Raw genomic sequence first — 24,080 nt, forward strand, 5'->3', positions numbered from 1 at the left:
TCGGTCCTCCCTTAAGCCGCGTGGATCGTGCGCCACACCCTGTCAGGGGTTGCGGGCATTTCCAGGTTGTTCTTGCCGATCGCATCCGTGATCGCGTTGATCACGGCCGCCGATGCGCCGATCGCGCCGGCCTCACCGCAGCCCTTGATGCCCAAGGGATTGCCCGGGCACAGCGTCGTGGTGTGGGAGAGGTTGAACGACGGCACGTCGTCGGCGCGCGGCATGGCGTAATCCATGAACGAGGCCGTGACCGGCTGGCCGTTGGCATCATAGATCGCATGCTCGAGCAATGCCTGCCCGATGCCCTGCACGAGGCCACCATGGACCTGGCCCTCGACGATCATCGGGTTGATCAGCCGGCCGAAATCGTCCGCCGCGACGAAGTTGACGAAGGAGGTCTTGCCGGTGCCGGGATCGACCTCGAGCTCGCAGATATAGGCGCCGGCCGGGAAGGTGAAGTTGGTCGGGTCGTAGAAGGCGCTCTCCTTCAGGCCCGGCTCCATCCCGTCAGGCAGGTTGTGCGCCGTATAGGCCGCGAGCGCGACCATCGGCAGGGCGATCGCCTTGTCGGTGCCTGTCACCTTGAACTCGCCGTTCTCGATGACGATGTCGGCTTCCGATGCCTCCAGCGCATGCGCGGCGATCTTCTTGGCCTTGGATTCCATCTTCTCCATCGCCTTCAGGATCGCGGTGAGGCCGACGGCCGCCGAGCGCGAGCCGTAGGTGCCCATGCCGAACTGCACCTTGTCGGTGTCGCCATGGACGATCGAGACCTGGCTGATCGGAACGCCCAGGCGCTCCGCGACGAGCTGGCAGAAGGTGGTCTCGTGACCCTGCCCGTGGCTGTGCGAGCCGGTGAGAATCTCGATGGTGCCGACCGGGTTGACGCGCACCTCGGCCGATTCCCAAAGGCCGACGCCGGCGCCCAGGCTGCCGACCGCCTTCGACGGGGCGATGCCGCAGGCCTCGATGTAGCAGGACACGCCGATGCCGCGCAGCTTGCCGTCGGCCTTCGCCTTGGCCTTGCGGGCAGGGAAGCCGGCATAATCGATCGCCTTCATCGCCGCATCGAGCGAAGCGTTGAAGTCACCGGTGTCGTAGGCCATGATGACAGGCGTCTGGTGCGGGAACTGGGTGATGAAGTTGGTCCGCCGCAACTGGGCCGGATCGACGTTCAGCTGCCGCGCCGCCGTCTCCATCAACCGTTCGATCAGATAGCTCGCCTCGGGCCGGCCCGCGCCGCGATAGGCGTCGACCGGCGTGGTGTTGGTGTAGACCCCGATCACCTCGGCATGGATCGCCGGGATGTTGTACTGGCCCGACAGCAGCGTCGCGTAGAGATAGGTCGGCACCGAGGACGAGAACAGCGACATGTAGGCGCCGAAATTGGCGTAGGTCTTCACCTTGAGGCCGATGATCTTGTTGTTGGCGTCGAAGGCCATCTCGGCATGGGTGATGTGATCGCGGCCATGCGCGTCGGTGAGGAAGGCTTCGGTGCGGTCGCCGGTCCACTTGACGGGACGGCCGACTTTCTTCGAGGCCCACAGCGCCACCATCTCCTCGGGATAGATGAAGATCTTGGAGCCGAAGCCGCCGCCGACGTCGGGGGCGATCACGCGCAGCTTGTGCTCGGGGGCGATGTTGTAGAACGCCGAGAGCACGAGACGGGCGACGTGCGGGTTCTGCGACGTCGTATAGAGGGTGAAGTGCTCCTCCGCGGTGTCGTAATCGGCGATCGCCGCGCGCGGCTCCATCGCATTCGGCGCGAGGCGGTTGTTGGTGACGTCGAGCTTCACCACATTGGCGGCTTTCGAGAAGGCGGCATTCACCGCGCCCTCGTCGCCGATCACCCAATCATAGACCTGGTTGCCGGGCGCCTCAGGATGAAGCTGCGGCGCGCCGGGCTTGATGGCGGCGTGCATGTCGGCGACCGCGGGGAGCTCCTCGTAGTCGACCACGACGGCTTCCGCCGCGTCGCGCGCGAGATTCTTGCTGTCGGCGATCACGACGGCAATTGCCTGTCCGACGAAGCGCACCGTCTCCGGCGCCATCGCCGGCCATGCGCCCATCTTCATCGGGCTGCCGTCCTTGGAGGTGATGGCCCATCCGCAGATCAGGTTGCCGACCTTGTCGTCGACCAGCTCCTGTCCGGTGAGCACCGCGACCACGCCCGGCATCTTCAGCGCCGCGGACGAGTCGATCTTCTTGACCTTGGCGTGCGCGTGCGGGCTGCGGATGAAATAGGCATGGGTCATACCCGTCAATTTGATGTCGTCGACGTAACGGCCCTTGCCGGTAATGAAACGCTTGTCTTCCTTGCGCACGACGCGTGCGCCGATGCCTTCAACACCCATGTCTGGTCCTCCCGACCGGAAATTTCCTTGATCGCGCCGTCCATCGACGGCTGCGACGGTTGTTCTTGTTTCGAGGCGCGCCGCTTACTCGGCCGCCTGCGAGACCTTCATGCGGCCGGCGGCGTCCAGCACCGCCTTGACGATGTTGTGATAGCCGGTGCAGCGACAGATATTGCCTTCGAGCTCGGTGCGGACGGTCGCCTCGTCGAGCTGTCCACCATGGCGGTGCACGATGTCGATCGCCGACATGATCATGCCCGGCGTGCAATAGCCGCACTGCAGGCCATGATTGTCGCGGAAGGCGGCCTGCATCGGGTGCAGTTCGTCGCCCTTGGCGATGCCCTCGATCGTGGTGACGCTGGCGCCGTCGGCCTGCCCCGCCAGCATGGTGCAGGATTTCACCGCGCGGCCGTCCATGTGCACGACGCAGGCGCCGCACTGGCTGGTGTCGCAGCCGACATGGGTCCCGGTCAGGTTGAGGTGATCGCGCAGGAGCTGGACCAGCAGCGTGCGGTCCTCGACATCGACAGCAACGGCCTTGCCGTTGACCGTCAGTTTGACTGTAGACACTTGAAGTCCTCCCAAAGTTATTTTGATTGGTTCTAATTAGAGACAGCGCAAACGAAACTTTGCAACTGGGTTTTTGCTGACCGCGGTCATGGAAGGGTCATCGTGATGACAGTCGCCGATCTGCGATTCGGCCACGACGTCTCGTGCCGCCGCCATCACGTGCTGCGACATTGTAGGAGACACACGGAAAGTCTCAGCTAGCATCTGCGATGGCGTGCTCGCTGCCGCCGCAATAGGCGCGTGAGCTGGTCGCGCGTGCCGTGGTCATCTCGCCGCTTGCCCTGGACCTAGGCCCGGTCGTGCGTCGTTCCTCCCTTTAATGCCGTGCTCGTTGCGCGAATAGGAGCATGCGCCCCCGCCTTTGTAATCGCGATCTTGGTAGTAGGACGAGACGACTTAAGCCATTGATTTTGCTTACGGCAATGCAGCAAAGTGCCGCCGTCGAGCCGCGTGGGTTAGGACGCCCCGCGTGTTGCGCTTCCAACAACCCACTGCGTCATTCCGGGGCCCGAGCGGAGCGAGGGAGCCCGGAATCCATCGGGCCGCAGAGTCCGCGGGGAAGTGGATTCCGGGTTCGCGCCAACAGGCGCGCCCCGGAATGACATCGCGTGAATGAGAGGTCCGGAAAGCAGGACTACTACTTCCTGGCGATAGATCGCAGCCGCCCGTCCCCCTAGTCGAGCCGTACAGGCAACGGCAACAAGGGTGGAAGCGATGCAGATGAACGACAGTCAGCGGATCCCGGCGTCGAAGGCAAAGGTCTGGGCCGCGCTCAACGATCCCGAAATTCTCAGGCGCTGCATTCCCGGCTGCCAATCGCTCGAGATGGCATCGCCGACCGAGATGACGGCGACCGTGGTGCTGAAGGTGGGGCCGGTGAAGGCGACGTTCAGCGGCAAGGTGACGCTGACCGATATCGATGCGCCCAACGGCTATCGCATCGTCGGCGAGGGCGCCGGCGGCGTCGCCGGCTTTGCCAAGGGCGGCGCGAAGGTCAGGCTGGAAGAAGAAGCCCCTGACGTCACCATCCTGCACTACGAGGCCGATGCGCAGATCGGCGGCAAGCTCGCACAGCTCGGCTCGCGATTGATCGACTCGACGTCGCGAAAACTCGCCGCGAGCTTCTTCGAAAATCTCGCCGGCGTGGTAGCGCCATCATCGTGATTGATGCGCGATGCCGCCTTCATTCGAACGCGCATTTCAAGCTGCAAAACAAAGGCAAGACGCAAGGCGCGACAACAAGATGAGCGGCGAAAGCCGCCGATGATTTGCACTACTACCTTCCGCCTATACTAAGCGCGAAACGGCGATGCTGTAATTTCGAACGATGGCTCGCAGGCGAACTGCGCATCACGAGCGCAGTGCGCTCAGGCGCCCAACGAGGCGTGCACAACAACATCGCGGAGGGAATACATGACCTTTGGAACGAAGGGCTTCTTGGCCGGCATCTCCATGATTGCGATGCTCGCCGCCGTTACACCGGGCGTTCGCGCCAACGACTCGGTGCTCAACGCGCAATCCGATTCGAATCAATGGGCCGTTGCCGGCCACGATTACGGCAACACGCGCTTCAGCCCGCTCAAGCAGATCAACACCGAGAACGCCGGGAAGCTGACGCTCGCTTACTCCTTCTCGCTGGCGTCGTTGCGTTCGAACGAATCCTCGCCGATCGTCATCGGCAACACGCTGTACGTTTCGAGCTCGTGGGGTCCGAAATACGTCTATGCGCTCGATGCGGCGACGGGGCAGCGCAAATGGACCTGGGAGCCCGATATTCCCGAGGACGTGCTGCAATACGCCTGCTGCGACGTGAACAGCCGCGGCGTCTCCTACGCCGACGGCAAGATCTTCGTCGGCCGCCTCGACGGCAAGCTGACCGCGCTCGATGCCGCGACCGGCAAGTCGCTGTGGACGGCGAAGGTGGTCGACTACAAGCAGGGCTCGGTCATCACCTCGCCGCCGCTCGTCGTGCGCGACAAGGTCATCACCGGTTTCGGCGGCGGCGAATACGGCGTGCGCGGCGCGCTGCTGGCCTTCGACATCAACACCGGCAAGCAGGTGTGGCAGACCTACACCGTTCCTTCGCCGGACGAGCCCGGCGGCGATTCCTGGAAGGGCGACTCCGCCCAGCATGGCGGCGGCGCGGCCTGGCTGGTCGGCTCCTACGATCCGAAGACCGACACGGTCTATTGGGGCACCAGCAATCCCGCCCCGTGGAACACGGCGGTGCGTTCGACCGGCGACGGCAATTTCGGCAAGCTAACCAACCTCTACACGGCCTCGACGCTCGCGCTCGATCCCAACACCGGCAAGATCAAGTGGCACATCCAGACCACGCCGGCCGACGCCTGGGACTATGACGGCGTCAACGAAGCCGTGCTCGCGGATCTCAAGATCGGCGGCAGCACCGTTCCGACGCTGATGAAGGCCGACCGCAACGGCTTCTTCTTCGTCGCCAACCGCGAGACCGGCAAGGTGCTGTCGGCGGAGAAATACGTGTTCTCCAACTGGGCCAAGAAGTGGGACGTCGCCACGATGCGCGCGGTCGAGGATCCCGACAAGCGTCCGGGGCCGGGCCATCCCGCCAAGGACATCTGCCCGAACCTGATCGGCGGCAAGAACTGGCAGCCGATGTCGTTCAACCCGCAGACCGGCCTGGTCTACATCCCGTCCAACAACGTCTGCATGGACTGGTCGGTCAGCGACGTCACTTACAAGCGCGGCGTGTTCTATCTCGGCGCCGAATTCCCGACCAAGGAAGGCCCCGGCGGCTTCCTCGGCGAGCTCGTCGCCTGGGATCCGGTCGCGCAGAAGAAGGTCTGGTCGATCAAGGAAGACCTGCCCTTCAACGGCGGCACGCTGACCACCGGCGGCGGCCTCGTGTTTGCCGGCAACATCCATGGCGACTTCCGTGCCATCGATGCGAAGTCCGGCAAGGTGCTGTGGAGCAAGAATCTCGGCTCCGGCATCGGCGCAGGTCCGGTGACCTATCAGGTCGACGGCAAGCAATATGTCGCCATCGTCGTCGGCCGCACCGCTGCGCTGCCTGCGTTCCTGGGCGAGGTAGGAAAGAAGATGACGGCCGCAGCCCCCGAGGGCGGCTCGCTCTTCGTGTTCTCCGTCCAGTGACAACTCGCGCGCGTATCCTCGAGGTGACGGGATACGCGCGCGCTTTCTCCGGATTTTAGCTGCGGCATCGGCCGATGCCTGGTGCCGCTGCGCCCGGCTCAACGAGCTCCGGCGCAACAAAGCCAACGCCAAGGGAGACGAGGATGCGTCCGAATCATTCCGCCACCGGTGCGAGCCGACATCGCGCCATCGCAGGCCTGCTCGCATGTGCCGCCGCGGCGCTGATCGTTCCGGCCTCGCCGCTGCAGGCCAACGAGGCGCAACCGTTCCGTCTCTGCGCCGATCCGACCAACCTTCCATTCTCCAGCGACAGTTCGTCGAAGCCGGGCTTCTATGTCGAGATCGGGCAGGCCCTGGCGCAGGCGCTCGGCCGGCCGATCGCCTATGACTGGTACAAATCCTATTTCGGCAAGCGCACCGTGCGGGTCACGCTGCTCGGCAAGCAATGCGACGCCATGATCGGGCTGCCGCGGTCCGCAGATTTCATGGGCCCGGCCGTGATCTTCTCCGACGTCTTCGCCAAAGAGGGCTATGCCCTCGTCGCCACCAAGGGCGCGGCGGTCGGCGGCATCGACGGCCTCAAGGGCAAGCGTGTCGCCGTGCAGTTCGCCAGCACGCCGCAAAACCTGCTCGCCAGCCGCGACGACATCCAGAAAGTGACGGTGCTGTCGCCTGAGGAGGGCATGCAGGCGCTCGACCAGGGCCGGGCCGACGTCGCCTTCATCTGGGGCCCGGTCGCCGGCTGGCTGAACAAGACCAGCTACGGCGGCCGCTACCAGATCGAGCTCACCGAGGGCGAGGGCCTGTCATGGGACGCCGCCATCGGCTTTGCCAAGGCCTCGACCGAGCTGCGCGACCGCGTCAATGCCGTGCTGCCGCAGCTTCAGGGCAAGATCGGCGAGCTCGCCGTGAAATACGGTTTGCCGGGAGGCGCGCCGGTTCGCTTCGGCGCAGCGCCGACGCCAGCGCCGGTGACGACGGGTACGGGAAGTGGAGCCGGCGTCGCTCAGGTCGCCAATGTCGTGGCGACCGAGACCAAGGGCGATGCGGTCGCGCCGGGCCTTGAGGCCGTCGGCGCGGGCAAGGAGATCTTCAACGGAACCTGCGCGCACTGCCACGGTCCCGATGCGATCCAGAGCGAGCGCAAGATCGATCTGCGGCTGCTGCGTCACCGCTACGGCGACGAGATGCGCGAGAAATATTTGACCACCGTGCAGGAGGGACGGCCGAACAAGGGCATGCCGGCCTGGAAGGAGGTCTATAGCGAGGACCAGTTCAACAGCATCTATTCCTTCCTGCTGACGGTCCAGGTCGAATCGAACGATTGAACGGTCTTGACCGAACCCGATCGGGAGGATGTGGTAGCGTTCATCCGGCGCCATCCCGGTGCCGGATTGATGCCGGATGGTTCCGCCTCTTCCGCTACGGCGGCGGATGCCCGTACGGTGCACCATTCGGCGGTGCAGTCCTGTGAAGGCGCTATGACCAGCTTCCTGATCATCGACGATCATCCGCTGTTTCGCGAGGCCCTCGGTAATGCGGTGCGGCTGGCTCTGCCGGAGGCGCGGATCTTCGAGGCGATGTCGATCGAGGACGCCCTTCACATCCTGACGGCCGAGCAGGGCGAGGGCATCGACCTCGCACTGCTCGACCTCCTGCTGCCCGATGCGACCGGCTTCTCCGGCTTTCTGCGCTTGCGCGAGGCCCATCCACGCCTGCCCGTCGCCATCGTGTCGAGCGAGGAGGACCAGCGCGTCGTTCGCGAGGCGCTGGAGCTTGGGGCCGCGGGTTTTCTGCCGAAGTCGCTGTCGAAGCGCGAGCTGGCGCAGTCGATCGAGGGCGTGCTGAACGGATCGGTGTCGGTGCCGAAGGATTTCGTGGTAACGTCGCAGCGGCGTCGGGCCGAGGCCAGCAAGGCGCTCGAGGTCAAGCTGCGCGAGCTCACGCCGCAGCAGCTTCGCGTGCTCGATCTGCTGCGGCGCGGCTATCCGAACCGGCAGATCGGCCAGGAGCTTCAGCTCGCCGAATCCACGGTGAAGGCGCATATCACCGAAATTCTGCGCAAACTCGGCCTGTTCAGCCGCAACAAGGCGATCATCGAGATCGGCAAGGTGGACCTGCCGGATCCCAAGGCCCGGCCTTATGCGCGGGCCGACCGCGGGCGGCCGCAATGACGCGCGATGTCCCGCTTGACCTGGATCAAGCCGGTCTGGTCCGGCTGCGACATTCTCGTTTCGGCGTCGAACCCGTCGATCATCTGGCCAATCAACCGGGAATGGCTCACGCGTGATGCGATTTCTGATCGTCGAAGACCATCCGTTGTTTCGAGAAGCCTTGGAGGGCGCGCTCCAGATGGCGGCGCCGGCGGCCGAGATCCTTCAGGCGACGTCGATCGACGGTGCGCTCGAGCAGGCCGCGGCGGCTGCCGAGCTCGACCTCATCCTGCTCGATCTGTCAATGCCGGGCACCACGGGCCTTTCCGGCATCATCCGCATCCGCAAGGCCTTTCCCAGGATTCCCGTCGTCATCGTATCAGGGCATCAGGATCCGCAGATCATAGCCGGCGCCTTGTCGCTCGGCGTCTCCGGCTACATCCTCAAATCGTCCTCCAAGCAGGAGCTGGCGCAGTCGATCGGCGAGGTGCTGCGCGGTGCGGTCTGTGTCCCAGCCGCCTATCGCGGGCTCGTCCGCCCAAAACGCGCCGCCGGCCCGGCGCAGGATCTGCTGAAACGCCTGCACGAGCTGACGCCGCAGCAATTGCGCGTGCTCGAAATGCTCAAACGCGGCCTGCAGAACAAGCAGATCGCCTTCGAGCTGAACATCTCCGAGACCACGGTGAAGGTCCACGTCTCCGACATCCTGCGCAAGCTCAACGTGCTCAGCCGCACCAAGGCCATCGTCGAAATGTCCCGGATCGATTTCGCGACCCTGGCCGGCGAAGGCGCCGGCCTGAAGGGGGAGCGTTCGCAGGCCGATCCGCCCTCAGGATAATCCGGTGTCATTCGTCGGAACGAGGCGAGCCGCGGTTCAAGCCGGTAGCGGCTGGCCGGCTTGCTCGCGAGCGATGTAGTCGGCGTACCAGTCCGGCCAGTTCGCATCGTACTGACCGCCGTTCCGCTTCTCGTGCTCACCGTGTGCCTTAGCCGCACGTCGGAGCGCGCTCGCGAGCTCGGACGAGGAGGTGAATGTTGTTCCTGCTGCCTCTACGCGTCCCGGCAATCGCGTGGTGATCTCCTGGAACAGCCAGCCGTTGCCATCGGGATCGTTGAACGAGACGTACGAGCGATAGCTGGCGCGTGCGGGATCCAGACCAGCAATCCGACGGCGCCCGAACAGATAAGGCTCGTCGGGTCCGGTGTGCACGTCGCCTTCAGCGTGGAAGACTTCGCTGACCTCGACGCCGCGACCGCGCAGATCGTCTCGCGCGGCTTCAATGTCGGAGACGATCAGGTACAGACCCTGGGCGGAGCCGGGCGCCGCCGCGGTCACGTTCTTGCCGAAAATGACCGAGGAGGGGGAGCCGGGAGGTGTGAACTGGATGACGCGGTAGTCGTCAGGCCCGGCGAAATCGGCATCGAGCCGCCATCCGAGGTTCGCATAGAACTTCTTGGCGCGATCGATGTCCGAAACAGGGATGACGACGACTTCGAGCTTCATGTCGATCGTTGGCGCTTGGGTGGTCTCATTTGCATCGGGGGGAGCCATTGCTTCTCTCCTGATTATAGCGGTTACGATATAATCGTGTACGCGATATAAAGTACCTTGGAGCCTCAATGTCAACCTTCCGATTTAATCGGACACGATATATATGCACGCGGAGTTTCACATGTCCGTGTTGGAAAGGGCACCCCCATGAGCCTGAAGAACGGTCCCAGAGCCGAATTCAGAGACGATTCCAGAGATGATTCAACGACCAATCAGCCGAAACCGGCCGAGGGCGACCGGCGCCTCGACGATTTCCTGTGCTTCGCGATCTATTCGGCCAACCTCGCCTACGGACGAGCCTACAAGCCGGGCCTCGATGAGCTCGGCCTAACCTACCCCCAGTGGATCGCGATCGTGGCGCTGTGGGAGCAGGACGACCAAACCGTCAGCGAACTCGGCGACAAGATGTTCCTGGAATCCAACACCCTGACGCCGATCCTCAAAAAGCTCGAGGCGGCGGGCTATTTGCGCCGCCAGCGCGATCCCGCCGACGAGCGGCAGGTGCGCGTCAGTCTCACCGACGCCGGCCGACGCCTCCGCGAGAAAGGCATGCACATGAATCTCGTGAAGTCGAGCGGACTAAAGCCCGATGAGTTCGCGCGGCTGCAGAAAAGCGTCGTCAAGCTCCGCGACAATCTAATCAAGGCGATGGAGGAGGAGTGACAGGCCCCTGTCTACTTTGCATGGGGTTGTTTTCGACATTTTTGTCTTGGCTACGTCCGATAGCCCCGCCACAAGGAAGACGAGGCGAAGATCATCCGCGCTTCAGCTCAGCAGGAACGACAGCAGCGCCCGCATCTCGGCCGGCCTGATCGGCTTCTTCAGCACTTCGAGGCCCTGCAGGCTCGCCTGCTTCGCCGCCTGCTCGGAATAGTCGGCGGTGATGATCATGGCGGGCGTGTCGAGCTTCAAATGCTCCCGCACGTCGGTGATGGCCGACAGGCCGCTTTCGCCGTGGTCGAGATGGAGGTCGGCGATCACGACATCGGGCGCGCCACCGAGCTCGCTGAGGCGCACGAGCGCGTCCGCACCCGATCGCGTGGTCGCGACGTCGCAGCCCCATCCCTCCAGCAGCGCGGCCATCGCCTCCGAGCCGTTCGGATCGTTCTCGATCAGCAGGATCTTGGCGCCTTCGAGCCCGCTGTAATCGTAGTGCCGCGCGGCGGGCGCGATCTCCGCCTCGTCGGCGACTTCAGTGAGGTCGGCCGGCTCCAGCTCCAGGGTGAAGGTCGATCCCTTGCCGAGCTGTGACGACAGCCGCACCTCGTGCCCGAGCTCGCTGGCGAAGCGGCGGACGATGGAGAGGCCGAGTCCGAAGCCGGCCTGGTCGGCCGCATTGGCATCGCCGCGCTGGAATTCGCGGAAGATCGCCTCCTGCTGCGCCTGCGCGATCCCGGGTCCGGTGTCGGAGACCTGGACGCAGATCTGCCCGCTGCGCGGCCGGCATCCGATCACGACGCCGCCGCTGCGGGTATAGCGAATGGCATTGGCGAGCAGGTTCTGCAGGATCCGCCGCAGCATCACCGCATCCGACATCACCGCGAGCTGAGAGGGGCGGATGCGCAAGGACAGGCCTTGCCGCGCGGCGATCGGCTCGAACTCGTTGCGGAGCTGCTCGAACAGGGGGGCCAGCGCGATCGCGCGCACGTCGGGCTTGAGCGCGCCGGAATCGAGCTTGGCGATCTCCAGCAGCGAGCGCAGCAGGTCCTCCAGCATCACCAGCGAGCGGCTCGCCTGGTCGATCAGCACGCCCGCTTCCTGCGACTCCATCATCTCCGTCAGTGCGGACAGGGTCAGGCGCGCCGCGTTGAGCGGCTGCAACAGATCGTGGGTGACCGAGATCAGCACGGAGGATTTCAGCGAGCTTGCCGCCTCTGCCTGCTGCTTGGCGCGGTAGAGTCCCTCATTGGCACGCTCGACCGAATGCAGCGCCTCGCGCAATTGGTGCGTCCGGTCGCGAACCTTGTGGTCGAGCGCGATGGCGGTTTCGAACAATGAAAAGGCGTTGAGCTGCTGGTCCATCGAGCGCTCGACGCGCGACATCAGCGCGGCATTGATCTTCCTCAGCTTGGCGGCCTCGCGCCTGAGCTGGTCGACCGCATCGGGGCCCTGCCACATGTCCGTCACGACGGGCGCCTTCCGATCGCAACTCCCGTGAAGGTCTGGTTCACATGCATGGAGCCGAACTGCTCGCCGTAAGTGTGAAAGCCGACCACACGGTTCTGCCGGTACAGTTCTGACATGTCGCGGGCGAGCTGATGCTGCTCGGCATCGAGCCGGCGGAGCAGGCATTCGAAGCCGATATAGAGCGAGACGTCTCCGATCTGGTCGCGGATGTCGGCGAACGTCTCGCGGGCCGCGCCGACCAGGCTTCGCGAGGTCGCGGCGGTCAGCACCATGCCCTCGTCGATGGCGCAGAAGAAATGCAATGAGCCGTCCGGCTCGACCCGCTGGATCGAGCGTGCGTAATAGGCGCCGCCGACGCGCACGAGGACCGGATGCGAGGCGAAGGAGAACGGATCGAGCTTGGCATCCATGATGCCGACCACGCGCGAATATTCTTGCGCGGCAGGCTCTGCGTTCAGCTCCCGGACCATGCGGTTTTCGATGTCGGCCTCGGTCACCACCATCTTCTGCGCCTGCGGCTCGAAATTGTCGCACTTGAAGACGCGGAACGGCAACGAGGTGTTCAGCAGGATCAAGAGGGCGGCATTGCTGTGTGCCTTGCCGTCGAAGAACACGAATGTCTTCTCGAAGCGCAGCCCGTCGCCTGCCGACCCGCCGACGACCGGAATATCGTCCAGCGATGCATAGATCGCGGACATCACCGCTTCTTCGCGGCGGCACAGGCCGTCGATCAGGACTAGGCCGAAGGGACTGCCGCGCTCGACCTGCGGCGCGGCCCGCAACAGCTCGTGCCGGAGCTCGCCGCCGATCCTGCGGCCGTCCTCGACGCGGAAGCTGTCGAGATTGAAGATCGGCCGCACCACCGCGGAAAAGTCCGCGCGGCTGAACGCCAGCGCCACGACGCTGTTCTCGTCCCAGCCGTCAGGAGCAAGCTCGCCCGCGGTGGTACAGCCGCAGACTTGGGTGTCGTCGAATTGGCGGCTGATCTCCGCGATGAAGCGATCGGGGTCGTAGCTGGGGGAGACGAACACCAGGATCAGCGCCAGCCCGTCGGACGGGAGCTGGGCCGCCAGCTCGGCCACGGCGTCATCGACGCTCGCGGCCTTCGACTTGGCCACGGCAACGCCAGACGCACCGCCAAACCGAAAATCGGTTTGCCCCACTCCGTTTCTCCCTTAAGGCTCGGTCTGATGCCAAGTGCCTGATAATTATCGAGAGTAGGGCGTTTTCCGGTGAGCCGCAACACGGCAGCCGCTCCCCGCAAGCCCGGACGGATTTACCACCCCTTGAGGATTCTGCCCTAATTTTCCGCAACGTTCGGAAAGGGCTGCTTCCGGGCCGCAGAATCACATGAGCTGGGGGTTGGGAATGTCCGGGCGTACCGCGTCGCCGTCGAAGCGTGCACTATTTCCGACCCTCAAGTTCCGCGCAAAGATCATCCTCGGCTTCGCCGCCGTGCTGGTGATCTCCGCCGGCAGCATGGCGTTTTCCTATTTCGGCTTCGAGCGGGTCGCCGCCGGGGTCGGATCGTACCGCAGCAGCGTGTCGGAGGCCGATCTCGCGCGTAACATCGACCGTGAGCTGCTCGCCTATCGTTCGGCCGCCAAATATTTCGTCGTCACCGGTAAGGAAGACGACGCCAAGGCGGCGCTCGATGCCGAGGCCAGCCTGAAGAACGCCATCGACCAGGCCGTCAAGAGCGCCAAGCAGCCGCCGCGGCAGGAAAGCCTCGGCAAGCTCGCCAAGGAGTTCTCCAACTTCTCCGCCACCTTCGCCAAGGTGCTCCAGGCCAAGCGAGACAGCGCGCTGCTGGTGCAGAACCAGCTCCAGCGCCAAGCCAATCTCCTGAAGTACAAGCTCGACGACATCGGCAACAACGCCTCCGACGCCGAAGCGCAGGCGATCGAGTTTGGCACCAAGCAGGTCAACGCCCAATTCCAGACCGCAAGCGCTGCAGCCACCCAGTTCGTGCTGACGTCCGATCAGGCGATCGCGAACAGCGCCTTGGCGCGGCTGAAATTCGTCGAGAACTCGCTGGGCGCGGTCTATTCCATGGACGACAAGATTGTCGCTGGCCTCAAGGAGGCCAAGTCCATCCTCGGCGCCTATCGCGAGGCGCTGGAGAAGTTGATCGCCAACGCCAAGCTGGTCGATGGCCTCGTCACGGAGATGAGCGGCTCGGCCGGCGCGATCCAGCAAGGCGCCACCGCCATGAAGGCGGACCTCGTCGCCGAGCAGCAGCGGCTGGATTCGGAGTCGGCGGCGACCATCGGGCAGACCGAGCAGCTGGTGCTGATGCTGGCCGTCGGCGGCACGCTGTTAGGCGCGGTCCTCGCCTTCCTGCTCGGCACCGGCATCTCGCGGCCGATGATTGCGATGTGCAAGGCGATGCGCGAGCTCGCCTCGGGCAATTTCGATGTCGTGTTGCCGGGCCTTGGGCGCAAGGACGAGATCGGCGAGATGGCCGGCGCGGTCGAGGAGTTCAAGATCCAGGCCGTCGCTAAGGCCGAGCGCGATGCCGCCGCCAGCGAAGTGCAGAACCGCGAGCAGGCCGCAAGCCGCCGCGCCGAGCTGATCCGCTTTGCCGACGATTTCGAGAGCGCGGTGGGTGCCATCGTCTCCAACGTCTCGGCCTCCGCCGTGCAGCTGGAATCGGCCGCCTCGACGCTGACCCGCACCGCCGAGACCACGCAGAGCCTGTCGAGCCAGGTCGCCGGCGTCTCCGAGCAAGCCTCCTCCAATATGCAGTCGGTCGCGACCGCGACCGAAGAGCTCTCGGCTTCGGTCGAGGAGATCGGCCGCCAGGTGCGCGATTCCAGCCGCATCGCAGAGGCTGCCGTCATGCAGGCCAAGGAGACCGACGGCCGCATCGGCAAGCTGTCGCACGCGGCACAGCAGATCGGCGAGGTGGTCAAGCTGATCACCGCGATCGCCGAGCAGACCAATCTGCTCGCGCTCAACGCCACCATCGAGGCCGCCCGCGCCGGTGAAGCCGGCCGCGGCTTCGCCGTGGTTGCGAGCGAGGTGAAATCGCTGGCAAGCCAGACCGCGAAGGCGACCGACGAGATCTCCTCGCACATCACGGGCATGCAGGGCGCCACCGCCGAATCGGTCGCCGCGATCAAGGAGATCGGCGCGACGATCGGCCAGATCTCGTCGATCTCGACCTCGATCGCGAGCGCGGTGGAGCAGCAGGGCGCCGCCACCCAGGAGATCGCCCGCAGCGTCCAGACCGTCGCGCAGGGCACCCAGACCGCGGCCACCGATATCGGCGAGGTCAACCGCGGCGCCGCCGAGACCGGCTCGGCCTCGGAAGAGGTGCTGAACTCGGCCAAGACACTATCGAGCGAAAGCACCCGCCTTCGCGCCGAGCTCGACCGCTTCATGGCGAACATCAGGGCGGCGTAGTGAAGCGCACCTTAACAAATCCCTACGTCACCTAACCGCCAGTTGCGGCGCCACAAGTTTACCGCAGCTTATCCTTTGCCGGTTACCGTGCACACGAGTCGGAAGCGGGCTGCTTCCCGGCTGCGCCTGGTTTTCCGCGAATGGAATGGGGTGGGGGAATGTCGGTCACGTCCAAATCGAGCCAATCGAAGTCGCGCCAATCGAAGCTGCCAACGCTGCGTTTTCGCGCAAAAATCATCCTCGGCTTCGTGGCGGTGCTCGCCATCCTCGCCGTCAGCATGGCGTTCGCCTATTTCGGCTTCGAGCGGATCGCAGGCGCTGTGGCCTCCTACCGCACCAGCGTAGCGGAAGCCGATCTGGCGCGGACGGTCGATCGCGAGCTGATCGCCTATCAGGGGCTGGCACGGGCCTATACCCTGACCGGCGCGGCCGATGACGAGACCGCAGCCAAGGCCGCTGAAGGAAATCTGAAGAGCGCGATCGCCAAGTCGATGGCCGCCACCACGGGCGCGGCTCGCCGCGAGCAGGTCGGCAAGCTCGAGGCCGAGTTCCAGAGCTTTACGAAAGTCTTCAGCGAGATCATCACGCTCACGCGCGAGAACAACAAGATCGCGGCCGACGAGCTCAACAGTGTCGGCAACAAGATCCGCTTCAAATTCGACGATCTCGCCGACACCGCGGCGCTGGCGGGTCTCTCCTCGGTGCAGACCACGGCCAAGGATATCACCTCGCAATATCTGGCGGTCTCGACCTCGGTCAGCGCTTTCGTCGCCAAGCCGGAGCCGAAGACCGCCGACGGCGTGATCGCCCGCATCAAGTTCCTCGAGACGCTGCTGGTCTCCGTCTACGCGAACGACCAGAAGATCACCGATCGCGTCAAGGAGATCGGCGATCTCTTGAAGCAGTACCGCACCTCGTTCGCAAAGCTGACCGAGAACGTGAAGGTCATCGTCAAGCTGAACGGCGAGATGACCAAGACGGCGGCGACCATCCTCAAGCTCTCGGCCGAGCTGCGTTCGGATCTTACCGCGGACCAGCAACGCATCGAGGCGAGCGCCAATGCGACGATCGTAGAGACCCAGCAGCTGATGCTGATGATGGCGCTCGGCGGGTTGGCCATCGGCGTCGTGCTGGCCTTGTGGCTCGGCAACGGCATTTCGCGGCCGATGATCGCGATGTGCAAGGCGATGCGCGAGCTGGCCTCGGGCAATTTCGACGTCGTGCTGCCGGGCCTGGGGCGCAAGGACGAGATCGGCGAGATGGCCGGCGCGGTCGAGGAGTTCAAGATCCAGGCCGTCGCGAAGGCCGAGCGCGATGCCGCCGCCAGCGAAGTGCAGAACCGCGAGCAGGCCGCAAGCCGCCGCGCCGAACTGATCCGCTTTGCCGACGATTTCGAGAGCGCGGTCGGCGCCATCGTCTCCAACGTCTCGGCCTCGGCCGTGCAGCTGGAATCGGCCGCCTCCACGCTGACCCGCACCGCCGAGACCACGCAGAGCCTGTCGAGCCAGGTCGCCGGCGTCTCCGAGCAAGCCTCCTCCAATATGCAGTCGGTCGCGACCGCGACCGAAGAGCTCTCGGCTTCGGTCGAGGAGATCGGCCGCCAGGTGCGCGATTCCAGCCGCATCGCAGAGGCTGCCGTGATGCAGGCCAAGGAGACCGACGGCCGCATCGGCAAGCTGTCGCACGCGGCCCAGCAGATCGGCGAGGTGGTCAAGCTGATCACCGCGATCGCCGAGCAGACCAATCTGCTGGCGCTGAACGCCACCATCGAGGCCGCCCGCGCCGGTGAAGCCGGCCGCGGCTTCGCGGTGGTTGCGAGCGAGGTGAAGTCGCTGGCGAGCCAGACCGCGAAGGCGACCGACGAGATCTCCTCGCACATCACGGGCATGCAGGGCGCCACCGCCGAATCGGTTGCGGCGATCAAGGAGATCGGCGCGACGATCGGCCAGATCTCGTCGATCTCGACCTCGATCGCGAGCGCGGTGGAGCAGCAGGGCGCCGCCACCCAGGAGATCGCCCGCAGCGTCCAGACCGTGGCGCAGGGCACCCAGACCGCGGCCACCGATATCGGCGAGGTCAACCGCGGCGCCGCCGAGACCGGCTCGGCCTCGGAAGAGGTGCTGAACTCGGCCAAGACACTATCGAGCGAAAGCACCCGCCTTCGCGCCGAGCTCGACCGCTTCATGGAGAATATCCGCGCGGCGTAGGTTCGCTGCTCCTGTAGCTCGCGCCCCCGAAGGGCCGCGCTATCGCCTTACACTCCGCTGTCCGGAACGACAGCGGAGTGAGTTCATTCCCTTCCGAACGCCCGCTTCAGCTCGACCTTCGCGCGCTCCAGTCGCGTGCGCTGCGTCTTGGGCAGCGTCTTGCCGGCGCGGTTGATGTAGAAGGTCAGCATCGACAGCGCCGAGCGATAGGCGCCAGTCTTGCGTCGCGAGCTGTGCTCGGCCGAGCGCTTCAGCGAGGCCGCAATCCTCTTCGCGCTGGTCAGCTTGAACACCCCTTGCCTGAGGTCGAGCGCATCGCTCTCCTCCGTCACGCGCTGCGACCAGCGCCTTGTGGCGCGTTTGGTGCTCTTGTGCGCGGTCCCGCTCCGCCGGGTGTTTGCCTTGCGTGCCGTCTTGCGCGGGCTGCTGTTTCGAGAATGTGTCGTCTTTCTGACCTGAGCCATGCGCCAACTCCTTGCGGGTCCAGCGGAAACGAGCGGTGCTCGCTGGCGTTCCCGCGGGAACCCGGCCCCCTCGCAAACGTTGTCGCAGGTGGCAGGCAGAATGCCGCACCCCGATGATCGGATCGACCCCGTCCACGTCATGTGAGCCGGGGCCGCTTCCATTGATCAGACGCAACAATCCGATGGAACTGCAGCAGAGCCCAGCGCTGAACTATGCACCCGTAGTCCCGGCGGCGGCCGTGACCGACCGCATCGTCGAGACCAGCATTCCCTCGCGGCTCGATGCGCTGCCGTGGAGCGGTTTTCACACCCGCGTCGTGCTCGCGCTGGGCATCACCTGGATTCTCGACGGCCTCGAGGTGACGCTTGCGGGTGCGCTCTCCGGTGCGCTGAAGCAAAGCCCATCGATGCAGTTCTCCAATCTCGATCTCGGCATCGCCAACTCCGCCTATCTCGCGGGCGCCGTGCTCGGTGCGCTCGGCTTCGGCTGGCTGACCGACCGTATCGGCCGCAAGAAGCTGTTCTTCATCACGCTCGCGCTCTATCTCTCGGCAACGGCCGCAACCGCGCTGTCATGGGACGTCGCGAGCTACGCGCTGTTCCGCTTTCTCACCGGCGCCGGCATCGGCGGCGAGTACACAGCGATCAACTCGACGATCCAGGAGTTGGTGCCCGCACGCTATCGCGGCTGGACCGATCTTGTGATCAACGGCAGCTTCTGGATCGGGGCTGCGATGGGCGCAGTGGCGGCCATCGTGCTGCTCGATCCCGCAGTATTCGCTCCCGATCTCGGCTGGCGCCTGGCCTATCTGATCGGCGCCGCCCTCGGCCTCGTCGTGCTCTTGATGCGGATGTGGATCCCGGAAAGTCCACGCTGGCTGATGATTCATGGTCGTCCCGACGAGGCCCATGCCATCGTCGACGGGATCGAGCGGTCGGTGATCGGGCAGGACCAGGATACGAGCGACGGACGCTTCACCAAGATCCGCCTGAAGATGCGCGATCACACGCCGATCCCCGAGGTGGTCCACACCTTGTTTTCGGTCTATCGCCGGCGCGCATTGGTCGGCCTCGTTCTGATGAGCGCGCAGGCATTCTTCTACAACGCCATCTTCTTCACCTTCGCGCTGGTGCTGACCGATTTCTACGGCATCAAGGCCGACCACGTCGGCTGGTACTTGCTGCCGTTCGCGGCCGGCAATTTCCTCGGGCCGCTCCTGCTCGGCCGCTTGTTCGATACGCTGGGACGCCGCACCATGATCACGTTCACCTATGGCGCATCGGGCCTGTTGCTGGCGCTATCAGGCTATCTGTTCTCGATCGGTGTCCTGAGCGCGCAGGGGCAGACCATCGCCTGGATGGTGATCTTCTTCTTCGCCTCGCCCGCCGCGAGCGCGGCCTATCTCACCGTCAGCGAGACCTTTCCCCTCGAGGTTCGCGCGCTGGCGATCGCGGTGTTCTATGCGGTCGGCACCGGCATCGGCGGCGTGATCGGGCCGGCGCTGTTCGGCGCGCTGATCGACACGGGATCGCGCACCAGCGTATTCGCCGGCTATCTGCTGGGGGCCGTCCTGATGATCGCGGCTGCGATCGTGGCGTGGCGCTATGCCGTCGCCGCCGAGCGCAAATCGCTCGAACACATCGCGCGGCCGCTCGCCTTTATGGAGTAGACTGATGAAATCGGAACTTGCGGAAATGGCGTTGGACCAGAAGCTCACCATACCTGATGACGACGAGACGCCGGAAACGGTGCCGGTGCCGCATGCGTTGGTGCCGCATCTCGATGAAATCGCCATTCTGCTCGACATCGATGGCACGCTGCTTGAGCTGATGCCGACGCCGCGCGAGGTGTGGGTGCCGCCGGGCCTGTCGGAAACGCTGAAAGCTTTGACCGAGCGCACCTCGGGGGCGCTGGCGCTGGTCAGCGGCCGCTCGCTCAACGACATCGACCTGATCTTCGCGCCCGACGTGTTCCGCGCCGTCGCCGGTCATGGCGCGGAGATGCGGCTGGCGGTGGACAGTGAAGCGGATGCCCTGCACGCGCCGCCGCTCGACAAGGAGCTGAAGCGGCGCCTCGCCGCCATCGCCAAGCTCAGCCCTGGAATCCTGCTCGAGGACAAGGGCTATTCGCTCGCGCTGCATTACCGCCTGGCGCCGCATGCGGAGAAGGCGATCTACGAATCCGTCTCACTGATCCGCGCCGATCTGCCCAATGCGCCGATCGAGGTGCTGCCGGGCAAGTTCGTCTGCGAGATCAAGCATTCCGGATTCACCAAGGCGAGCGGCGTGCGCGAGTTGATGAAGCGCGCGCCGTTCAAAGGACGTCGTCCGCTGTTCATCGGTGACGACGTCACCGATGAGACCGTGTTCGCGATCATGCCCGACATGGACGGGCTGGCGTTCTCGGTCGGCCGCCGCGCCATGGGCGTGAATGGCCACTTCGATGCGCCGGCGGATGTGCGTGCGTTCCTTGCGCACCTGCTCGATCCCAGGTGAAACCAAGGCAGTCATCTCGCAGACACAAAGGCTTCCATCGCAGCGCCATTGCGCGCTGCAATGCATGCTGCGCAACAGGACCGGAAACGCTGTCTTTTGCAGCGAAATGACTGGGTTCCACAAGCGAAACCAGTTCCAACGCGCACGCCCGATTTTGGTTTCAATTGGTTGAAACGATGATCAGGAACCATATTGATGAACGGCAGTTAAATGGGGCGGAATGAACAGGAGGGGACGACCTGTGAACTTGATCGTCGTTTCAAATCGCGTCGCCCGCGGCAAACCCAACGAGCCCATGACGGGCGGCCTTGCGGCGGCATTGCTTCCCGTTGTGGAACATTCTGGTGCGATCTGGGTCGGTTCCTCCGGCCGGGTGCGTGATGGCCACCAGAAGGAGCCGTTCGCCGAGATCGAGGCGCTCGGGACAGGCGCGATTGCGACGTTGGATCTGCCGGCGGCCCATTACGGCGGATACTACGAAGGCTTTGCCAATTCGGCGCTGTGGCCGGCGCTGCATTCGCGCAGCGACCTGATCCGCGTCTCGCGCGAGGACTATGTCAGCTATCGCGAGGTCAACGCCTTCATGGCGCGCGCCTTGATGCGTTTCCGCAAAGCCCGGACTGCGTTCTGGGTTCAGGACTATCATTTCCTCGCGCTTGGTGCCGAGCTGCGCGAGCTCGGCGTCGATGATCCCATCGGCTTCTTCCTGCATACGCCGTGGCCCGTCACTGCTGTGATGCAGGGCGTACCCAACCATCGCGAGCTGATCACCGCGATGCTGGCCTATGATCTGCTCGGCTTCCAGACCGAGGAAGATCGGCAGAACTTCCTCGGCTATGTCGGCGCCGAGCTCGGCCTCACCATCGAGGACGGGGTCGTGGTCTCGCAGCATGGGCGCACGCGCTGTGAAGTTTTCCCGATCGGCATCGATGCGGAGAAGTTCGCCGCCTATGCCGCGAAGTCGGCCGCGCATCCGGATGTGTCGCGCCTGCGCCGCAGCCTCAACGGCGAGCGCCTCGCGATCGGCGTCGACCGGCTCGACTATTCCAAGGGTCTCGTCAACCGAATCAGCGCATTCGACCGGCTCTGGACCGAGCAGCCGCAGTTTGCGCGCAGCATCTCGCTGCTCCAGATCGCCAATCCCTCGCGCGGCGGCATCGAGGCCTATGGCAATCTCCAGAACGAGGTCGCGCGCCTCGTCACCGACGTCAACGGCCGCCACGGCGAGGTCGACTGGACGCCGATCCGCTATTTGAACAAAGGCTTCAGCCAGGCCGTGCTCGCCGGTCTCTACCGCACCGCGCAGGTCGGCGTGGTGACGCCGCTGCACGACGGCATGAACCTCGTCGCCAAGGAATACGTCGCCGCGCAAAATCCCGCCGATCCCGGCGTGCTGGTGCTGTCGAAGTTCGCCGGCGCCGCCAACGAGCTCGACGCTGCGCTGCTGGTCAATCCGCACGATATCGACGGCATGGCCCGCGCGGTCGCGGTCGCGGCATCCATGCCGCTCACCGAGCGCAAGATGCGCTGGGATGCGATGATGAAGAAGCTGCGCGGCCACACCATCCAGCAATGGTCCGCCGATTTCGTCGCCGAGCTCGAGAAGTGCCGCACCGAGAAGGCCGCCGTGGCGCCGCTCGCGGCCCAGCCGCCGCAGGCGCTGCGCTGGTTGAAGTCGGCGATCTCAGGCGTGCGGTTGATCTAGTTCTTCTCCCTCTCCCCATTCTTACGGGGAGAGGGTTGGGGTGAGGGGCTCTCTCCATACCTGATATCTATCGAGAGACCTGTATCCCCTCACCCGGATTGCATCTACGATGCAATCCGACCTCTCGCCGCAAGCGGGGAGAGGTGAAAAACGGCCCCTCAATAGCAATACGACACGCCGTCCAGGATCGCGCATTGCCGCTTGTTCGGCGCGTTCGGATCGTCCAGCGGCACCACGCCCTTGCCCTGACCGACAAACACGCCGGTCCCGACACGCACCGAGCTCTTGTTGCCGATGATCACGCTCTGATGCGGCGTCGAGCTGGAGCGGGTTCCGTCCGGCCAGAGGATGGTATCGCCTGAAAGCACCCCGCGCCGGCCGTCGTCGCAGCTGACGTCGACCCCCTGCCGGGTGCAGACCTGTGCCAGGGCCGGCGCGGCAAGGGCGGAGCCGAGGGTCGAAATCAGGCTCAGGGCGGCGATGGTCTTGCGGATGGTCATGGCGTCCCGGTCGTGTGTGGCGGCTTGCCGTGAATCGTCGCGCCAGGGCCGCCCGCGGTTCAGCCCCGCGGCCGCTTCGGGTGCCCGCGGAGCCGGATATTGTGCTGCAAATACAGTAAGTTGCGGAAAAATCGCCCGATATCTCCGCGATCCCTTGCAAAATCGTCGGCGCCCCTTCAAGAGAGGGCGCTCCGGAGAGATGGCCGAGTGGCTTAAGGCGCACGCTTGGAAAGCGTGTGTGCGGGAAACCGTACCGTGGGTTCGAATCCCACTCTCTCCGCCATCCGCTCAAATCAATCGCGCCGGCTTATTTGCCTTCGGGGCCAGCAATCGTCGCCAAGCGTCCGAGCAGGGCCGCCTCGGCCCTGGAAGTCAGACGGTAGCCTTCCGCCATCTCGGCCATGTCGCCGCGGGCGACGCACGCGTCCCACCAGTCCCTCACAAAGCCCTCGGCGTACCCGCGCGTGTTGAAGCCGTAAGGTTCGGTGACTAGGTCGAAAGCGATCATCAGCTCGTAACAAGGCGAGTCGTAGGAGGTGCCGGTCTCGGACCGGCCCAAGAAAGCTTCGAAGGATCTGGCCGTACGAAGGCTCGAATAAAGCCAGAACATCAGTCCATACATCAGATGTGAGCGCTCCTCGTCGTGCAGGGCAAAGAAGCCTTTCTCGTCCACGATCTGCCGGGCCAAGGTGCGCAACATTCGCTCGCCGTGCGGCAGACGGTCGCCGACGGCGGCCAAGGCTCGCACCACGATTGGCGATAACGTTCCCCGCTCGACGGTCGCGATCGCAGCGGCCCGATCCTCCTCAGCAGTGTCGTACTCGGACTCCTCGACCAAGCCACGAATGAAGGTCTCGAAGTCCGGCGCGACGACGACGATACGGCAGTCATCCTCCTGGTCGACGTACACGACCTGCGGCTCGCCCCGCTTTCCGCAGCTCCGGTAGTCCAGCATGATCAGTTCGTGGCCGCCGGCCGGCGTGTCAGCGATTCCGACGCCAATCGGCGGGTAGCCCCATTCCTCGATCATGAACTTGGCGCCAAACTTCCCGGCGAGTGAATAGGTGGACGTACGGCCAAGAGCGAAGAGCCCCTCGATAGCCACGTGGTCCTCCGCCCAGCCTGTACGCTCCTTCATTGGATGGCAGTTGCGCTTGACCATTCCGCCATTGTGGCGCCGTGCGAGGTCGACATAGGCCGCCGGCAGTCGATACCCTCCGATTTCATGCTCAATGGAGGCGATCAGCTCGTCGGTCGGCGGAGGCTCGACATAGTTCTCCAGGGAATACGGACAGTCATTCCAGAAGCCTTCGAAGTCAAAGTCGTCAAAGAGCCGTTTCGTCGCCATCTTCATTACCTCGTCATGTTACGAGGCGTGTCTAAGCGCCCAGTAGCCAGGACCGTTGATTGCCGCC

General features: G+C 64.6%; 19 protein-coding genes and 1 tRNA gene. 12 read left to right on the forward strand and 8 right to left on the reverse strand.

The window, feature by feature from the left end:
- Nucleotides 1-11: 11 nt before the first annotated feature.
- Both I6F12_RS35785 and I6F12_RS35790 read right to left on the reverse strand, forming a co-directional pair.
- Entirely contained in the window at nucleotides 12-2,354 is a 2,343-nt protein-coding gene (locus I6F12_RS35785; protein WP_036016129.1) for a xanthine dehydrogenase family protein molybdopterin-binding subunit, read from the reverse strand.
- Nucleotides 2,355-2,438: 84 nt separating this feature from the next.
- A complete protein-coding gene (locus I6F12_RS35790; protein WP_036016131.1) occupies nucleotides 2,439-2,924 on the reverse strand; it encodes a (2Fe-2S)-binding protein in 486 nt (161 codons plus the stop codon).
- A 720-nt stretch (nucleotides 2,925-3,644) separates the two neighbouring features.
- On the opposite strand from I6F12_RS35790, the gene I6F12_RS35795 reads away from it, so the two are divergent.
- The 5 genes from I6F12_RS35795 (at nucleotide 3,645) to I6F12_RS35815 (ending at nucleotide 9,044) form a co-directional block, all read left to right on the forward strand.
- Nucleotides 3,645-4,088: a carbon monoxide dehydrogenase subunit G gene (locus I6F12_RS35795; RefSeq protein WP_225145446.1), complete on the forward strand. Its 444-nt coding sequence runs from the start codon at nucleotides 3,645-3,647 to the stop codon at nucleotides 4,086-4,088.
- 249 nt (nucleotides 4,089-4,337) lie between these two features.
- A complete protein-coding gene (locus I6F12_RS35800) occupies nucleotides 4,338-6,053 on the forward strand; it encodes a PQQ-dependent methanol/ethanol family dehydrogenase (RefSeq protein WP_063824126.1) in 1,716 nt (571 codons plus the stop codon).
- Nucleotides 6,054-6,196: 143 nt separating this feature from the next.
- A complete protein-coding gene (locus I6F12_RS35805; RefSeq protein ID WP_225158431.1) occupies nucleotides 6,197-7,381 on the forward strand; it encodes a transporter substrate-binding domain-containing protein in 1,185 nt (394 codons plus the stop codon).
- A gap of 153 nt (nucleotides 7,382-7,534) precedes the next feature.
- Complete coding sequence (locus I6F12_RS35810; protein ID WP_225158450.1) at nucleotides 7,535-8,227, forward strand: response regulator transcription factor; 693 nt, start codon at nucleotides 7,535-7,537, stop codon at nucleotides 8,225-8,227.
- A 115-nt stretch (nucleotides 8,228-8,342) separates the two neighbouring features.
- Nucleotides 8,343-9,044 carry a response regulator transcription factor gene (locus I6F12_RS35815; RefSeq protein ID WP_225158451.1) on the forward strand — a complete coding sequence of 234 codons (702 nt, stop codon included), beginning with the start codon at nucleotides 8,343-8,345 and terminating at the stop codon, nucleotides 9,042-9,044.
- A 36-nt stretch (nucleotides 9,045-9,080) separates the two neighbouring features.
- Here the strand turns inward: I6F12_RS35815 and I6F12_RS35820 are convergent, their stop codons facing one another.
- Nucleotides 9,081-9,758: a VOC family protein gene (locus tag I6F12_RS35820; protein ID WP_225158432.1), complete on the reverse strand. Its 678-nt coding sequence runs from the start codon at nucleotides 9,756-9,758 to the stop codon at nucleotides 9,081-9,083.
- A 147-nt stretch (nucleotides 9,759-9,905) separates the two neighbouring features.
- Here I6F12_RS35820 and I6F12_RS35825 point away from each other — a divergent pair, with 147 nt between their 5' ends.
- Nucleotides 9,906-10,421: a MarR family transcriptional regulator gene (locus I6F12_RS35825; protein WP_036016140.1), complete on the forward strand. Its 516-nt coding sequence runs from the start codon at nucleotides 9,906-9,908 to the stop codon at nucleotides 10,419-10,421.
- 102 nt (nucleotides 10,422-10,523) lie between these two features.
- On the opposite strand, the gene I6F12_RS35830 is transcribed toward I6F12_RS35825, so the two are convergent.
- Together I6F12_RS35830 and I6F12_RS35835 are read right to left on the reverse strand one after the other, a co-directional pair.
- On the reverse strand, nucleotides 10,524-11,876 hold the full coding sequence (locus I6F12_RS35830; RefSeq protein ID WP_225158452.1) for a hybrid sensor histidine kinase/response regulator: 1,353 nt from the start codon (nucleotides 11,874-11,876) through the stop codon (nucleotides 10,524-10,526).
- Nucleotides 11,877-11,881: 5 nt separating this feature from the next.
- The gene (locus I6F12_RS35835) at nucleotides 11,882-13,048 is read right to left on the reverse strand and encodes an FIST N-terminal domain-containing protein (RefSeq protein WP_225137214.1); all 1,167 of its coding nucleotides are present in this window, start codon (nucleotides 13,046-13,048) and stop codon (nucleotides 11,882-11,884) included.
- Between the two features lie 205 nt (nucleotides 13,049-13,253).
- Here I6F12_RS35835 and I6F12_RS35840 point away from each other — a divergent pair, with 205 nt between their 5' ends.
- Both I6F12_RS35840 and I6F12_RS35845 read left to right on the forward strand, forming a co-directional pair.
- Nucleotides 13,254-15,293, forward strand: a complete 2,040-nt coding sequence (locus I6F12_RS35840) for a HAMP domain-containing methyl-accepting chemotaxis protein (protein WP_225158433.1) — start codon at nucleotides 13,254-13,256, stop codon at nucleotides 15,291-15,293.
- 158 nt (nucleotides 15,294-15,451) lie between these two features.
- A complete protein-coding gene (locus I6F12_RS35845; RefSeq protein WP_225158434.1) occupies nucleotides 15,452-17,500 on the forward strand; it encodes a HAMP domain-containing methyl-accepting chemotaxis protein in 2,049 nt (682 codons plus the stop codon).
- Nucleotides 17,501-17,583: 83 nt separating this feature from the next.
- Here I6F12_RS35845 and I6F12_RS35850 read toward each other — a convergent pair whose 3' ends face one another.
- The gene (locus I6F12_RS35850) at nucleotides 17,584-17,964 is read right to left on the reverse strand and encodes a DUF3175 domain-containing protein (RefSeq protein ID WP_225152590.1); all 381 of its coding nucleotides are present in this window, start codon (nucleotides 17,962-17,964) and stop codon (nucleotides 17,584-17,586) included.
- 182 nt (nucleotides 17,965-18,146) lie between these two features.
- On the opposite strand from I6F12_RS35850, the gene I6F12_RS35855 reads away from it, so the two are divergent.
- The 3 genes from I6F12_RS35855 to I6F12_RS35865 all read left to right on the forward strand — a co-directional run bounded on the left by I6F12_RS35855 (nucleotide 18,147) and on the right by I6F12_RS35865 (nucleotide 22,165).
- Nucleotides 18,147-19,634 (forward strand): MFS transporter, encoded by a 1,488-nt coding sequence (locus tag I6F12_RS35855; protein WP_225158435.1) that lies wholly within the window; start codon nucleotides 18,147-18,149, stop codon nucleotides 19,632-19,634.
- Nucleotides 19,635-19,638: 4 nt separating this feature from the next.
- Nucleotides 19,639-20,460, forward strand: a complete 822-nt coding sequence (gene otsB / locus I6F12_RS35860; RefSeq protein ID WP_036016048.1) for a trehalose-phosphatase — start codon at nucleotides 19,639-19,641, stop codon at nucleotides 20,458-20,460.
- Nucleotides 20,461-20,701: 241 nt separating this feature from the next.
- Nucleotides 20,702-22,165, forward strand: a complete 1,464-nt coding sequence (locus I6F12_RS35865) for a trehalose-6-phosphate synthase (RefSeq protein ID WP_036016051.1) — start codon at nucleotides 20,702-20,704, stop codon at nucleotides 22,163-22,165.
- Between the two features lie 158 nt (nucleotides 22,166-22,323).
- Here the strand turns inward: I6F12_RS35865 and I6F12_RS35870 are convergent, their stop codons facing one another.
- Nucleotides 22,324-22,665 (reverse strand): hypothetical protein, encoded by a 342-nt coding sequence (locus I6F12_RS35870; RefSeq protein WP_057030181.1) that lies wholly within the window; start codon nucleotides 22,663-22,665, stop codon nucleotides 22,324-22,326.
- A 193-nt stretch (nucleotides 22,666-22,858) separates the two neighbouring features.
- On the opposite strand from I6F12_RS35870, the gene I6F12_RS35875 reads away from it, so the two are divergent.
- Nucleotides 22,859-22,948: transfer RNA gene (locus I6F12_RS35875), tRNA-Ser, on the forward strand.
- A gap of 24 nt (nucleotides 22,949-22,972) precedes the next feature.
- On the opposite strand, the gene I6F12_RS35880 is transcribed toward I6F12_RS35875, so the two are convergent.
- On the reverse strand, nucleotides 22,973-24,019 hold the full coding sequence (locus tag I6F12_RS35880; protein ID WP_225153361.1) for an SMI1/KNR4 family protein: 1,047 nt from the start codon (nucleotides 24,017-24,019) through the stop codon (nucleotides 22,973-22,975).
- Nucleotides 24,020-24,080 lie beyond the last annotated feature (61 nt).

The sequence above is a fragment of the Bradyrhizobium sp. IC4059 genome, from assembly GCF_020193615.1.
Lineage (GTDB): Bacteria > Pseudomonadota > Alphaproteobacteria > Rhizobiales > Xanthobacteraceae > Bradyrhizobium > Bradyrhizobium yuanmingense.

Bases quoted from the DNA above. Each gene is read 5' to 3' on its own strand.
- I6F12_RS35800 (WP_063824126.1), top strand. From the start codon at position 4,338: ATGACCTTTGGAACGAAGGGCTTCTTGGCCGGCATCTCCATGATTGCG.
- I6F12_RS35785 (WP_036016129.1), bottom strand. From the start codon at position 2,354: ATGGGTGTTGAAGGCATCGGCGCACGCGTCGTGCGCAAGGAAGACAAG.
- I6F12_RS35855 (WP_225158435.1), top strand. From the start codon at position 18,147: ATGGAACTGCAGCAGAGCCCAGCGCTGAACTATGCACCCGTAGTCCCG.
- I6F12_RS35820 (WP_225158432.1), bottom strand. From the start codon at position 9,758: ATGGCTCCCCCCGATGCAAATGAGACCACCCAAGCGCCAACGATCGAC.
- I6F12_RS35830 (WP_225158452.1), bottom strand. From the start codon at position 11,876: ATGTGGCAGGGCCCCGATGCGGTCGACCAGCTCAGGCGCGAGGCCGCC.
- I6F12_RS35840 (WP_225158433.1), top strand. From the start codon at position 13,254: ATGTCCGGGCGTACCGCGTCGCCGTCGAAGCGTGCACTATTTCCGACC.
- otsB (WP_036016048.1), top strand. From the start codon at position 19,639: ATGAAATCGGAACTTGCGGAAATGGCGTTGGACCAGAAGCTCACCATA.
- I6F12_RS35815 (WP_225158451.1), top strand. From the start codon at position 8,343: ATGCGATTTCTGATCGTCGAAGACCATCCGTTGTTTCGAGAAGCCTTG.
- I6F12_RS35880 (WP_225153361.1), bottom strand. From the start codon at position 24,019: ATGAAGATGGCGACGAAACGGCTCTTTGACGACTTTGACTTCGAAGGC.
- I6F12_RS35870 (WP_057030181.1), bottom strand. From the start codon at position 22,665: ATGACCATCCGCAAGACCATCGCCGCCCTGAGCCTGATTTCGACCCTC.
- I6F12_RS35810 (WP_225158450.1), top strand. From the start codon at position 7,535: ATGACCAGCTTCCTGATCATCGACGATCATCCGCTGTTTCGCGAGGCC.
- I6F12_RS35795 (WP_225145446.1), top strand. From the start codon at position 3,645: ATGAACGACAGTCAGCGGATCCCGGCGTCGAAGGCAAAGGTCTGGGCC.
- I6F12_RS35845 (WP_225158434.1), top strand. From the start codon at position 15,452: ATGTCGGTCACGTCCAAATCGAGCCAATCGAAGTCGCGCCAATCGAAG.
- I6F12_RS35825 (WP_036016140.1), top strand. From the start codon at position 9,906: ATGAGCCTGAAGAACGGTCCCAGAGCCGAATTCAGAGACGATTCCAGA.
- I6F12_RS35850 (WP_225152590.1), bottom strand. From the start codon at position 17,964: ATGGCTCAGGTCAGAAAGACGACACATTCTCGAAACAGCAGCCCGCGC.
- I6F12_RS35805 (WP_225158431.1), top strand. From the start codon at position 6,197: ATGCGTCCGAATCATTCCGCCACCGGTGCGAGCCGACATCGCGCCATC.